This window comes from Noviherbaspirillum phoenicis, assembly GCF_047237965.1.
Taxonomy (GTDB): Bacteria; Pseudomonadota; Gammaproteobacteria; order Burkholderiales; family Burkholderiaceae_D; genus Noviherbaspirillum_A.
The window spans coordinates 756499-769309 of the sequence record NZ_JBDFLX010000001.1; the positions used below are offsets into that span (position 1 = coordinate 756499).

10 protein-coding genes are annotated in these 12811 nt (G+C 64.1%); 5 read left to right on the forward strand and 5 right to left on the reverse strand.

The window, feature by feature from the left end:
- Positions 1-49: 49 nt before the first annotated feature.
- Genes rimO through ABC383_RS03545 form a run of 3 tightly spaced genes read left to right on the forward strand, consistent with a single transcriptional unit; the run spans position 50 to position 3038 of the window.
- Positions 50-1414 (forward strand): 30S ribosomal protein S12 methylthiotransferase RimO, encoded by a 1365-nt coding sequence (rimO, locus tag ABC383_RS03535; RefSeq protein ID WP_413012002.1) that lies wholly within the window; start codon positions 50-52, stop codon positions 1412-1414.
- Complete coding sequence (locus ABC383_RS03540; RefSeq protein WP_413012003.1) at positions 1411-1836, forward strand: hypothetical protein; 426 nt, start codon at positions 1411-1413, stop codon at positions 1834-1836. Before rimO ends, ABC383_RS03540 begins: the two co-directional genes overlap by 4 nt.
- Before the next feature lie 32 nt (positions 1837-1868).
- Entirely contained in the window at positions 1869-3038 is a 1170-nt protein-coding gene (locus tag ABC383_RS03545) for a cystathionine beta-lyase (protein ID WP_413012004.1), read from the forward strand.
- Between the two features lie 30 nt (positions 3039-3068).
- Here ABC383_RS03545 and ABC383_RS03550 read toward each other — a convergent pair whose 3' ends face one another.
- From ABC383_RS03550 to mfd, 4 genes are all read right to left on the reverse strand, one after another.
- Entirely contained in the window at positions 3069-5222 is a 2154-nt protein-coding gene (locus tag ABC383_RS03550) for an ankyrin repeat domain-containing protein (protein ID WP_413012005.1), read from the reverse strand.
- Positions 5223-5407: 185 nt separating this feature from the next.
- On the reverse strand, positions 5408-5770 hold the full coding sequence (locus ABC383_RS03555; protein WP_413012006.1) for a DUF4870 family protein: 363 nt from the start codon (positions 5768-5770) through the stop codon (positions 5408-5410).
- A 27-nt stretch (positions 5771-5797) separates the two neighbouring features.
- Positions 5798-6640: a phosphoserine phosphatase SerB gene (gene serB / locus ABC383_RS03560; RefSeq protein WP_413012007.1), complete on the reverse strand. Its 843-nt coding sequence runs from the start codon at positions 6638-6640 to the stop codon at positions 5798-5800.
- 25 nt (positions 6641-6665) lie between these two features.
- Positions 6666-10115, reverse strand: coding sequence for a transcription-repair coupling factor (mfd, locus tag ABC383_RS03565; protein WP_413012008.1), 3450 nt, complete (start codon positions 10113-10115; stop codon positions 6666-6668).
- 133 nt (positions 10116-10248) lie between these two features.
- On the opposite strand from mfd, the gene ispD reads away from it, so the two are divergent.
- A complete protein-coding gene (gene ispD, locus ABC383_RS03570) occupies positions 10249-10950 on the forward strand; it encodes a 2-C-methyl-D-erythritol 4-phosphate cytidylyltransferase (RefSeq protein WP_413012009.1) in 702 nt (233 codons plus the stop codon).
- Positions 10943-11440 carry a 2-C-methyl-D-erythritol 2,4-cyclodiphosphate synthase gene (ispF, locus tag ABC383_RS03575; RefSeq protein ID WP_413012010.1) on the forward strand — a complete coding sequence of 166 codons (498 nt, stop codon included), beginning with the start codon at positions 10943-10945 and terminating at the stop codon, positions 11438-11440. Before ispD ends, ispF begins: the two co-directional genes overlap by 8 nt.
- A gap of 3 nt (positions 11441-11443) precedes the next feature.
- Here the strand turns inward: ispF and ABC383_RS03580 are convergent, their stop codons facing one another.
- Complete coding sequence (locus tag ABC383_RS03580) at positions 11444-12799, reverse strand: ATP-binding protein (RefSeq protein WP_413012011.1); 1356 nt, start codon at positions 12797-12799, stop codon at positions 11444-11446.
- Between the last annotated feature and the right edge of the window lie 12 nt (positions 12800-12811).

Consider the following 12811-nt stretch of genomic DNA (forward strand, 5'->3'; position numbering starts at 1 on the left):
ATGCGGGTACAATAGCGGATTCGTTTTTTTCCGCTATTTCCCCCACCTCATGTCTAACCTTACCTCGCCGACGCCCAAGGTCGGCTTTGTTTCTCTTGGCTGTCCGAAGGCGCTGGTCGATTCCGAACAGATCCTGACGCAATTGCGCGCCGAGGGCTACGATACCGCCAAGACCTACGATGGCGCGGACCTCGTCATCGTCAACACCTGCGGCTTCATCGACGCCGCCGTGCAGGAATCGCTGGACGCCATCGGCGAAGCGCTGAACGAAAACGGCAAGGTCATCGTGACCGGTTGCCTGGGCGCCAAGAAGGACGGCGACGGCGACGACATCATCCAGAAGGTGCACCCGAAGGTGCTGGCCGTGACCGGCCCGCACGCGCTGGGCGAAGTGATGGACGCAGTCCACCTCCACCTGCCCAAGCCGCACGAGCCCTTCATCGACCTGGTGCCGGCGCAGGGCGTGAAGCTGACGCCGCGCCACTATGCCTACCTGAAGATTTCCGAGGGCTGCAACCATCGCTGCAGCTTCTGCATCATTCCGTCAATGCGCGGCGACCTGGTGTCGCGGCCTATCGCCGACGTGATGCTGGAAGCGGAAAACCTGTTCAAGGCTGGCGTCAAGGAACTGCTGGTCATTTCGCAGGACACCAGCGCCTATGGCGTGGACGTGAAGTTCCGCACCGGTTTCTGGAACGGCGCGCCGCTCAAGACCCACATGACCCAGTTGGTGGGCGCGCTGGGCGAACTGGCCAAGCAGTATGGCGCCTGGGTGCGCCTGCATTACGTCTATCCCTACCCGCATGTGGACCAGATCATTCCGATGATGAATGGCGGCCATGTCGTGCCCTACCTCGACGTGCCGCTGCAGCATGCGCATCCGGATGTGCTGAAGCGCATGAAGCGCCCGGCCAATGGCGAAAAGAATATCGAGCGCATCCGCGGCTGGCGCGAGTTGTGCCCGGATATCACGATCCGCTCCACCTTCATCGCCGGCTTCCCTGGCGAGACCGAGGAGGAATTCCAGTACCTGCTCGACTTCCTGGAAGAAGCGCAGATCGACCGTCTCGGCTGCTTCGCCTATTCGCCGGTGGAAGGCGCCACCGCCAATGAACTGGCCAACCAGTTGCCCGAGGAAGTGCGCGAGGAACGCCGCGGCCGCGTGATGCAGCTGCAGGAGCGCATCTCGGCCGAGCGCCTGCAGCGCAAGGTCGGCAAGACGCTGTGCGTGCTGGTGGACGCGGTGGACCGCACCGGTGGCGCCACCGGCCGCTCCGCCGCCGACGCGCCCGAGATCGATGGCGTGGTGCATATCAAGGCGCCGTATGAGCCGCATCTGAAGCTCAAGGTCGGCGAGTTCTACGATGTCACCGTGACCGCGGCGGACGCCCACGACCTGTGGGCCAAGGCATGACCAGCCGCCTGCTGCGTGCCGGGCTGTTGTGCCTGGGCCTGCTGGCGGGCGGCGCGCAGGCGCAGGATGCCGCCGGCGGACTGTTCTCGCGGCCGGTGGTCCTGCGCGGGACGCTCGGCGAGGCCAACATCCAGATGCAGGTACGCCCCAAGGCCGATCCGACCGAAGGCATCGAAGGCAGCTATATCGTCTTCGGCCGCAGCGGCCAGATCCTGCTGGCGGGCGAGACCGATGGCGACAGCCTGCTGATGGAAGAATCCGAAAATGGCACCGATGTGTCGGGCCAATGGGAGGGCCGCCAGCAGGACGGCGAAGTGCGCGGCACCTGGCAGTCGGCCGATGGCGCGGTCTCCAGGCAGTTCGTGCTCAAGCCCATCGACGCAGGCAATGCTGCCGCTTCAGCCAGGCCGGCATCGCGCTAGCGCACGTTGAAGTCATTGCATCAGGAGGACAAGTGAGCGAAGAAAAATCATTGCAGACCCGGCTGATACACCATGATTACCACGCCCCGGACGGCTTTGCCGCCTTCCCGACGGCGATCCATCATGCCTCCACCGTGCTCTTCAAGGACGTGGCGGCGCTGCGCTCGCGCAACTGGCAGGACAAGGCCGGCTATACCTACGGCCTGCATGGCACGCCGACCACGTTCACCCTGGAAGCCCGGCTGGCCGCGATCGAAGGCGGCAGCCATTGCGTGCTGGCGCCCAGCGGGCTGGCCGCCATTGCCATGGTGGATCTGGCGCTGCTCCGAACCGGCGACGATGTGCTGCTGCCCGATAACGTCTACAACCCCAGCCGCGAGCTGGGCAATTGGCTCGGCAAGGACTTTGGCATCAGCGCCCGCTATTACAATCCCATGGTCGGCGCCGGCATTGCCGGGCTGATACAGCCCAACACCAGGCTGATCTGGACCGAGGCGCCGGGCTCGGTGTCGATGGAAGTGCCGGACATTCCGGCAATCTGCGAGGCCGCGCATGCGGCCGGCGCGCTGGTGGCGATCGATAACACCTGGTCTGCCGGCATCGCCTTCGCCGCCTTCGACCATGGCGTTGACATCGTGATGCAGGCATTGACCAAATACCAGTCGGGCGGCTCGGATGTGCTGATGGGGGCGGTGATCTGCCGTGACAAGGCGCTGCACCAGCGGCTGGAGACGGCGCACATGCGTCTCGGCTATGGAGTGGGCGCGGACGATGCCTACCTCGTCTCGCGCGGACTGGCAACGATGAAGCTGCGCTTCGATGCGCATGATCGGGGTGCCCGGCAGGTCGCTGCCTGGCTCAAGGCCAGGCCGGAGGTCAGCGTGGTCTTGCACCCGGCTTTCCCCGACTGTCCGGGCCATGCGCACTGGGCGCGCGACTTCACCGGCGCCGGCGGCCTGTTCTCGGTAATCTTTGACGAGCGCTACAGCGAAGCCCAGACCGACCGCTTCATCGACAGCCTGCGGCTGTTCAAGATTGGCTATAGCTGGGGCGGCGCTAACAGCTTGTGCGTGCCCTACCGCATGCAGGGCATGCGCCAGGGATGGCACGCGAAAGGCCAGCTACTGCGCTTCAATGTCGGGCTGGAAGAGCCGGCGGATCTGATTGCGGATATCGAGCAGGCGATGAAGGTGCTGGGGTAATACTTGCCTGCTCAGGCTGCGCAGTCAGGCTTATTGACTGCTCAGCCTGGCCCCTTTGGCGCGTAGCAAGTTGGCGATCTCGGTATGCCCCCTAGAGATGGCGCGGTCCAGTGCATTGCTTGTCCCGTTACTGCTGTCATTGACTGCAATGCCACGGTCGAGCAGCAATTTCACAATGTCGATGAACCCCCGTTCAGCTGCGTAGGTGAGCGGCGCGGTTCCGTACCCATCGACCACATGGATGGATGCGCCGTTGGCCAGCAACTGCTGAACGATGTCCACGCTCCCGCTAAAAGTTGCTTCTAGCAGCGCCGTCCTGCCGTGTTTATTCGCAAAATGGGTCTTGGCGCCATGCTTCAGCAATAGCTTGACGTTGTCCGCAGTCCTTGATCTGCTGGCATTAATCAAAGCGGTATTCCCATCATGATCGACCTGATTGATGTCCATGCCTAGTTCCAGCAGGTGTTTCAGCATGGCAGTACTGTTACTATTCGCCGCCGCGTGCAGGGCATTAACGCCAAGAGATCCAACATGTTTCAGACTCGCCCCGTTGGCGAGCAGTACGTTCACTATTTCCAGGTGTCCCCGCCATGCCGCCTGCATCAGCGGTGTGTTCGATGTTTCCTTGGGCTCCACTTCCGCTCCATTGGCAATCAGCACGTTCAACACTGGCATGTTTCCAATGAATGCGGCCGCTGCCAGCGCCCCGTGGCCGTTCACGTAAGCATTGACGTTGCAGCCATTTGCGAGAAGGAACTGGATTACCGGCACATCGCTATGTTGAGCAGCCATGGATAGGAGAAAGCTGTGGCATGGCCGTTGCGCGTTCAGATCCACGCCATGAGACAGCAGCGCAATGATCGGAACGCTGTCACCGGACGTGACCGCGCAATCCAGTGCGCTGTAATGATTCTTTGCCTGATGGCGGATATCCGCTCCCTTTGCGATCAGCGTCTTTACCAGATCAAGGCTGGCCCCTTTCCGGCTAACAGCCCGCATCAGCACCGAATTGCCATGCGCATCGGTCGCATTGACATCCGCGCCTTTTGCCACCAACAGGCTGCATACCGCGTCACGTCCGCATGCCACGGCGATGATCAACGGCGTATCCCCCTGCGCATCCTTGCTTTCCAGCCCAGCCCCGCACGCCAGCAGCAATGCCGCCTTGACCACCTTGCCGCTCCTGCAGGCTGCCAGCAGCGCCCGGTCGTTCTGCTGCTGGTCGGCCTGGATGTTGCCGCCATCGTGCTGCGCGGCCAGCATAGTCACAAGCTGCAGCACCTCCTGCCGGGTGGTGCCAGCCTGGTCGATGACATGGCCCGGGCTTGCCAGCAGGCTCAGCAGCACCTCGATATGGCCGCCCTCGGCGGCAAGCTGGATGGCGCTAGCGCCGCTCTGGTTAAGCTGTGCCGCGCTGGCGCCCCTGCCCAGCAGGCGCCGTACGATGTCGGCATGGCCGCCAGCGGCGGCCAACATGAGCGCGCTGTCCCCGTTCCGGTTCACATGATGCAGATCAGACTTGCTTGCCAGCCGCCTGACCATCTCCGCATGGCCATGGCTGGCAGCCAGCATCAGCGGTGTGTTGCCCTCGTGGTTAGCCATGAGCACAGTCCGCGCGTTGGCCAGCAATGGCGACAGGATAGTTAACTGGTTCATCAGCGCAGCCATATGCAGCGGCGTGTTGCCCGCATGGTCGCCCATGCCCGCATCCGCACCGCGTTGCAACAGCAACTCGATCATGTTGGCATTGGCGTTGCTCACTGCATGATGCAGCGCGGTAGCGCCGGTTTGCGCGTCACGCTCGTTGATGTTGGCGCCATGCTCGAGCAGCAGAAGCACGGCGGCGGACTTTCCCGCCGATACGGCATGGCACAGCGCATGGTATGTGGCCGCTGGGCCGGGAGCAGTGCCGAGCAGCAGGCTCATCACCGCCGTGTTGCCGGCGCTGGCGGCAGCGTATAGCAGCGCCTGGTCGTCGCCGCCTGCAATGGGCCGCAGGGTAGGCCGGGTCCAGGTGAGCTGCACGCCGGCCGCCGCTGGGGGTCCGATAAGCGTAATGCCGGGATGCGGCGTTGGCGTGGCAACAGCCATGCCGGGGAGTGGCTGTCCTACTGGGACGGCGGGTTCTCCAGGGGCAGCAGTCGGAACGGGATTCAATCTCGGTGGGGCGAATTCGACATCCATGGCACTCTCCTTTATGCATGCATCGGAAGAAAAACCGCCCTCAAAACGAGGGCGGGCAATGTGAAGCGTGCATGGGTAGCGCGGTAGGGCGTTTGGTTCAACCAGCAGGGGAGATGCGCGCAATCCTCAGTTTGGCGCAACAAGCGATAACGTGTTCATCCCTTGAAAAGTCGGCTCAGCCTCGTTCAAGCCGGTATGGGCTTATTGTCATTCAAGGCGAAGAAGCCGCGCAGCAAGCGGTACGCCTTCCACAGCCAGGCTGCGCCCCACACCACGAAGGCAAGCGGAATCCCCACCACGGTGGCGAACAGCAGGCCGCCGAGGATCATCCAGACGACATACCACCAGAAGGACCGGATCTGCCATGTATGGTGGCTATAGACGAAGGTGCCGGCCGCGTCGTCGCGTTTCAGGTAACTGATGATCAGCGGCACCCAGCCAAAGGCGCCCATCGAAAACACCAGGCTGGCGGCATGGAACAGGTAAAGCCACCAGGCAAGGTTCTTGCGGGACTGCAACTGCGTATCGAGTACCAGCTCCTGCATCATCTGCGGCCTCCAAGGTCGTGCCTGGCGTTATTGCGCAAGCAGGGCCAAGATGCCGTCCAGACCGGAAAAATTCAAGGCGACATCGGCTTGCGCGCGAACAACAGGTTTGGCGCGGTACGCCACCGACAGGCCTGCCACCGACATCATCTTCAGGTCGTTCGCGCCGTCGCCCATCACGATGGCTTTCCGGGCCGGGATGCCGAGCTCGGCGCAGACCCGCTCCACGGTACGCTTCTTTTCCTCGGCGTCGACGATGCCGCCGACTACCTTGCCGGTCAGGCGGCCATCCGCGACTTCCAGCACATTGGCGTGGCTGTAGTCGAGGTCGAGCCGCTGACGCACACGGTCGGTAAAGAAGGTAAAGCCGCCGGAGACTAGCAGCGTCTTGACGCCGGCTGCATGGGCGGCGGAAATCAGCGCTTCCGCGCCAGGGGAAAATTTCAGCCGTTCGTCATACACCTTCTGCAACGCATTCGCGTCCAGGCCTTCCAGCAGCGCCACGCGGCGCGTCAGGCTTTCCGCGAATTCGATCTCGCCGCGCATCGCCGCTTCGGTTATGGCCGCCACCTGGGGCTTCAGGCCCTGCATGTCGGCGATCTCGTCGATGCATTCGATGGTGATCACCGTGGAGTCCATGTCCATGGCCAGCAGGCCGAAATCCGACAAGCGCCGGCCGGGTTCGATGAAGGTGGCATCCACCCTGGCCTGCAGGCTGGCCTCCTCGATCTGGCTGCGTACCGCAGGACCGTCGGCCACATCGACGCAGCGCCATGCGTGAGCATGGACCTGCTCGATGCGTGCCGGTTGGCACGGGGCCGCCAGCCGGTCTATGGTTGCGCGGTCGGTGCTGCCTTGGAAAATCAGGTTCATAAGCTGAGTCAGTAAAAAGAGTGGTTCAACCCACCAGCGAGCGCAGGGTGGACTTCACCTGCTGCACACGGGCGGAAAGGTCGGGCATGTTGGCGGTGATGCGCAGCTTGTCCTGGCCGTTGAGCTTGATGTGGCGGTTCTTCTGGATCAGCTCGATGATGCGCATCGCATCCACCGGCGGATTCGGTTCGAACTGCAGCAGCGCCGATTCCGCATGCGCATCGATCTTGACGATGCCCAGCGGCTTGGCGGCGATGCGCAGCCTGTGGGTCTCGATCAGTGCGCGCGCCGGATCGGGCAGCTTGCCGAAGCGGTCGATCAGCTCTTCCTGCAGGTCGTCCACCGCTTCCTGGCTGCCGCAGTTGGCCAGCCGCTTGTACAGCGACAGCCGTTCATGCACGTCGCCGCAGAAGTCATTCGGCAGCAGCGCCGGCACGTGGAGGTTGATCTCGGTGGTGGAGGACAGCGGCGCCGCGAGATCCGGCTCCTTGCCATTCTTCAGCGAACGCACGGCTTCGTTGAGCATGTCCGAATACATCTGGAAGCCGACCTCGATCATCTCGCCGGACTGGCTCTCGCCCAGCACCTCGCCAGCGCCGCGGATTTCCAGGTCGTGCATGGCCAGGTAGAAGCCGCTGCCCAGCTCCTCCATCTGCTGGATGGCGTCGAGCCTGCGCTGGGCCAGCTTGGTCAGGCCCTGCACATCATTGACCAGCAGGTAGGCATAGGCCTGGTGATGGGACCGTCCGACCCGGCCGCGCAGCTGGTGCAGCTGCGCCAGGCCGAACTTGTCAGCGCGGTGCATCACGATGGTATTGGCGCTCGGCACGTCGATGCCGGTTTCAATGATGGTGGTGCACAGCAGTATGTTGAAGCGCTGTGCCACGAAGTCGCGCATCACCTTTTCCAGGTCGCGCTCATGCATCTGGCCATGCGCCACGCCGATGCGCGCTTCCGGCATCAGCGCTTCCAGCATGGCCTTGCGGTTCTCGATGGTCTCGACTTCATTGTGCAGGAAATACACCTGGCCGCCGCGCTTGAGTTCGCGCAGGCAGGCCTCGCGGATCACGCCTTCGGATTCGCTGCGCACGAAGGTCTTGATTGCCAGCCGCTTCTGCGGTGCGGTGGCGATCACGGAAAAGTCGCGCAGTCCTTCCAGCGCCATGCCCAGCGTGCGCGGGATCGGCGTGGCGGTCAGGGTCAGCACATCGACCTCGGCCCGCAATGCCTTCAGCGCTTCCTTCTGGCGCACGCCGAAGCGATGCTCCTCGTCGATGATCACCAGGCCCAGGCGCGCAAATTTCACGTCGCCCGACAAGAGCTTGTGGGTGCCGATGACGATGTCCACGGTGCCGTCGCCCATGCCCTTGATCGCCTGGCTTACTTCCTTGCCGGTGCGAAAGCGTGACAGTTCGGCGATCTTCACCGGCCAGTCGGCAAAGCGGTCGGCGAAGGTCTGCGCATGCTGCTCGGCCAGCAGCGTGGTCGGCGCCAGGATTGCTACCTGCTTGCCGCCCAGCACCGCGACGAAGGCGGCGCGCAATGCCACCTCGGTCTTGCCGAAGCCGACATCGCCGCAGATCAGGCGGTCCATCGGCTTGCCGCTGGTCATGTCGTGGATGACCGCATTGATCGCGGCCGCCTGGTCTGGGGTTTCCTCGAAGCCGAAGCTTTCGGCGAAGGCGACATAGTCATGCGCCGAGTATTCGAAGGCATGACCCTGGCGCACCGCGCGGCGGGCATACAGGTTCAGCAGTTCGGCAGCCGTATCGCGCACCTGCTGCGCGGCCCGGCGCTTGGCCTTGTCCCACTGGCCCGAACCCAGGCTGTGCAGCGGCGCATCCTCAGGCGATGCGCCCGAATAGCGGGAAATCACATGCAGCTGCGACACCGGCACGTAGAGCTTGGTCTCCTTCGCATATTCCAGATGAAGGAATTCGGTCTCGCCTTCGCCGAGGTCCATGCTGATCAGGCCCATGTAGCGGCCGATGCCGTGACTGACATGCACTACCGGGTCGCCGATCTTCAGTTCGGACAGGTCGCGCACCATGGCCTCGACCTGGGTCGCGGCTTCCTGGCGTTTGCGGCCAGCCCTGCGTCCCGATCCGGCATACAGCTCGGTCTCGGTGATGAAGGCGACATGCCCGAGTTCGGGCGCCAGCTCGAAGCCCGCATGCAGCGGCGCCACGCCCAGCATGACCGGCGCGGCGGAGGTGATGAAGTCCTGATAGCCGTCGCACAGCGACAGCGGCAGGTTGTATTCGCTGAAGTATTGCTGCAGGGTCTCGCGCCGGCCGCTGCTCTCGGCGCAAATCATCACCCTTCGGTCGGTGCGATCCAGGTAGCTGCGCAGGTTTGCCAACGGATCGTCCATGCGCCGGTTCACCGCCAGGTTGGGCAGCGGCGAAGAAAGCGCAGACGGCGCATCGTCATACTGCAGCGTCAGGCGGCCGTGCGCCTTGGCCAGCGTGAAGAAGTCCTCGTCGGTCAGGAACAGCGCCTGCGGCTCAAGCAGCGGCCGTTCGCGGTCGCTTTTCAGGAAACGGTAGCGCGACTGGGTATCGTTCCAGAAGCGCTTGATGGCGCCGTCGATGTCGCCCAGGAGCGCAATGGTGGTGTTTTCGGGGAGATACTGGAACAGCGTGGCGGTGTGGTCGAAGAACAGCGGCAGATAGTATTCGATGCCTGCCGACGCGATGCCGTTGCCGATGTCCTTGTAGATCGCCGAGCGGGTCGGGTCGCCTTCGAACACCTCGCGCCAGCGTCCGCGAAAGGCGGTGCGGGCGGTTTCGTCCATCGGGAATTCACGGCCAGGCAGCAGCCGCACCTCGCGCACCGGATACAGCGAGCGCTGGGTGTCGGCATCGAAGGTGCGGATGGTTTCTATCGTGTCGCCGAACAGGTCGATCCGGTAGGGCAGCGCCGAGCCCATCGGGAACAGGTCGATCAGGCCGCCGCGCACCGAGTATTCGCCAGGCGACATCACCTGGCTGACATGGGTATAGCCAGCCAGCGTGAGCTGCGACTTCAGCCTTGCCTCATCCAGCGTCTCGCCCTGCTTGAAGAAAAAGGTGTAGGCCGCCAGGAAGGAGGGCGGCGCCATGCGCGTGAGAGCCGTTGTCGCAGGCACGATCAGCACGTCACACTGGCCGTTCTGCAGTTCATGCAGGGTGGCAAGCCTCTCGGACACCAGGTCCTGGTGCGGCGAGAAGGCGTCGTACGGCAGGGTTTCCCAGTCTGGCAGCAGATGGCAGCGCAGCGCGTCCTGGGTGTCGTCGCCACGGAACCAGGGGATCTCGTTCTGCAGTCGCTGGGCATCGCCGGCATTGGCGACCACGACTGCCAGGGTCTGCCCACGCGCCTTCAGCGTCAGTGCAGCCTGCGCCAGCAGGTAGGAATCGGCCGAGCCGTGGACGACTGGGAGCGCAAAACGGGAGCCGGGTTTGGGAAGAATGTTTTTGAGGTCAAATGGCATCGGAAGGCGGTATCGGGAGTGCCATGTCAATGAAGTGGCGCAGGGCCGCTGATTTGACAGTAAAAAGAGTTGCGATTATAAACCAAGCATCTTTTTTCCATTGCCGCCACCCGCGCCGCCCGGCGCCCATACCATGATCCCTCCCCGGTACTTTGCCCTGATTCCCGCCGCCGGCGTCGGCGCGCGCATGGGCGCCGCCATGCCCAAGCAGTATGCGAGCCTGGCCGGCAAGCCCATGCTGCGCCATGTGCTGGACACCTTTGCAGGCATGGAAGCCATCACCCACACCTTCGCCGTGGTGGGTGGCAGCGACGGCTACATCGACGACCTGATGCGCAACGGGCCCAGCCTGGCGGGACGGGTGACCATCGTGCGCGATGGCGGCGACACCCGCCGCCAGTCGGTGCTTAACGGCCTGCTGGCAATGCGTCCGCAGATCGCCGACGATGAATGGGTGCTGGTGCATGATGCCGCCCGGCCCGGTCTCAGCGCTGGCCTTGCCGTCCGGCTGATCGAGGCCCTGCACGCGGATGACGTTGGCGGCCTGCTGGCCCTGCCCATCGTCGATACGCTCAAGCGCAGCGACGGCGCCGGACGGGTTGACGCCACCGTGCCGCGCGATGGCCTGTGGGCTGCCCAGACGCCGCAGATGTTCCGTTACGGCCTGCTCAGGAAGGCGCTGGAGGCCGCAGCGGAAGTGACCGATGAGGCCAGCGCAATCGAGGCGCTCGGCTTGACGCCGCGCCTGGTGCCGGGCAGCCCGCGCAACCTGAAAGTAACGCTGCCGGACGATCTCGCTCTGGCTGAACTCTATCTGAAAGCATTGAATGACTGACACGACCATGCCGCCGTTCCGCGTAGGACAAGGCTACGACTGCCATGCGCTGGTGAGCGGGCGCAAGCTGGTGATCGGCGGCGTCACGATTCCGCATGCCACCGGGCTGCTCGGACACTCCGACGCCGATGTGCTGCTGCATGCGCTGACCGATGCGCTGCTGGGCGCGGCCGGACTGGGCGACATCGGCCGCCATTTCCCCGATACCGCGGCCGAATTTGCCGGCGCCGATTCCCGCGTGCTGCTGCGTGAAGCCATCGGACGCGTCCGGGCCGCCGGCTACCTGGTCGGCAATGTCGACGCCACCATCATTGCCCAGGCGCCGAAAATGGCGCCGCATATCCCGACCATGGCGGCCAATGTCGCCGCCGACCTCGGCGTTGCCGTCGGCCAGGTGAACATCAAGGCCAAGACGAATGAGCGGCTGGGCTACCTCGGGCGCGAGGAAGGCATCGCCGCTGAAGCGGTTGCCTTGCTGTACCGCGCATAAACGTCAGATCTTGCCGGCAGGCGCAAGCTGGAACGCGATGCGGGCCAGCAGGCCGCCCTGGTCGCGGTTCGACAGGCGCAGCGTGGCGCCGTGGCGCTGTACCACCCGTTCCACGATGGCCAGCCCGAGCCCGGCGCCGTTGGCCTGGCTGCGCGCGCTGTCCAGGCGCGTGAATGGCCGCAGCAGCTGCTCCAGCTCGCTGTCGGGCACGCCGGTGCCGCGGTCGCCAACTTCCAGCACCGCCTTGTCGCCGTCGCGCCAGCAGCGGATATCGATGTCGGTGCGGCTGCTTCCCGGTGTCTTGCCGTAGCGGCGTGCGTTCTCGATCAGGTTGTTGACCACGCGCCGCAGGTCGATGCCATTGCCCAGCACTTCCAGGCCGCTGGTCACATCCGAAAAGATCTGCACGTCGGGCAGGCGCGACGCCTCGCGGGCGATGTCCATGATCAGCGCCGACAGGTCGACCGGCTGGCGTACTTCCTCGCCGGCAGGGCGGGCGTAGTCAAGGAACTGGCCAATGATGGCGTCCATCTGCGCCAGGTCGGACTGCATGCCGGCGCGGGCGTCATCGCTCAGCTTGGCCATTTCCACTTCCAGCAGCATGCGCGAGATCGGCGTACGCAAATCGTGCGAGATGCCGGCCAGGATCAGCGTGCGGTCTGATTCGACCCGGTTCAGGTCCACCACCATCTGGTTGAAGCTGCCGTTGGCCTCTCGGATCTCGGTGGGTCCGCGCTCGGGCAGCGGCGCCGGCTGCTGGCCGCGGCCAATCGCTCGCGCAGCCTGCGTCAGGCGCGCCAGCGGCAGGTTGATCAAGCGGCTGATGAAGGCGGCGCCAGTCAGCGACAGCAGCAGCGTGATCGTGGCCCATCCCAGCAGTTGGATGCCGGAAGTGCGTTCGATGCGTTCCCGGTCCAGCGTCAGCCAGTAATCGTCGTCATCGATGGTGAAGCTGATCCAGAAGCCGGGAATGTCATTCACCGAGCCGGCGAAGCGGGTTTCAATGCCCAGCCGTGAGCGCACCATGGACTGGATCAGCGGCATCAGCGTGGTGTCCTGCGGCGGCGTGACCTTGTCGTTTTCCTCGCGTGGGTAGACCCGGATGCCTTCATTGCTGGCGAGGTCGAACAGCAGCTCGCGGCGCGACGTCGGCGCCGAATGGAGCAGGGCGGAGCGGGTAATCGTGACGATGGACGCCACCTGGCTGGCTATCTGCTCGGCGCGCGGCGTGCGCTCGACGATCCGGAAGCTGACAACCCATGCAGCCATGCTGGCCGCAATCAGGAATGACAGCAGGAAAAAAGTACGCCAGTAGAGTCCGCTGGTGAGCCAGGCAAACCGTGCAGGCTTGGCTAGCATGGAACCGCGAGC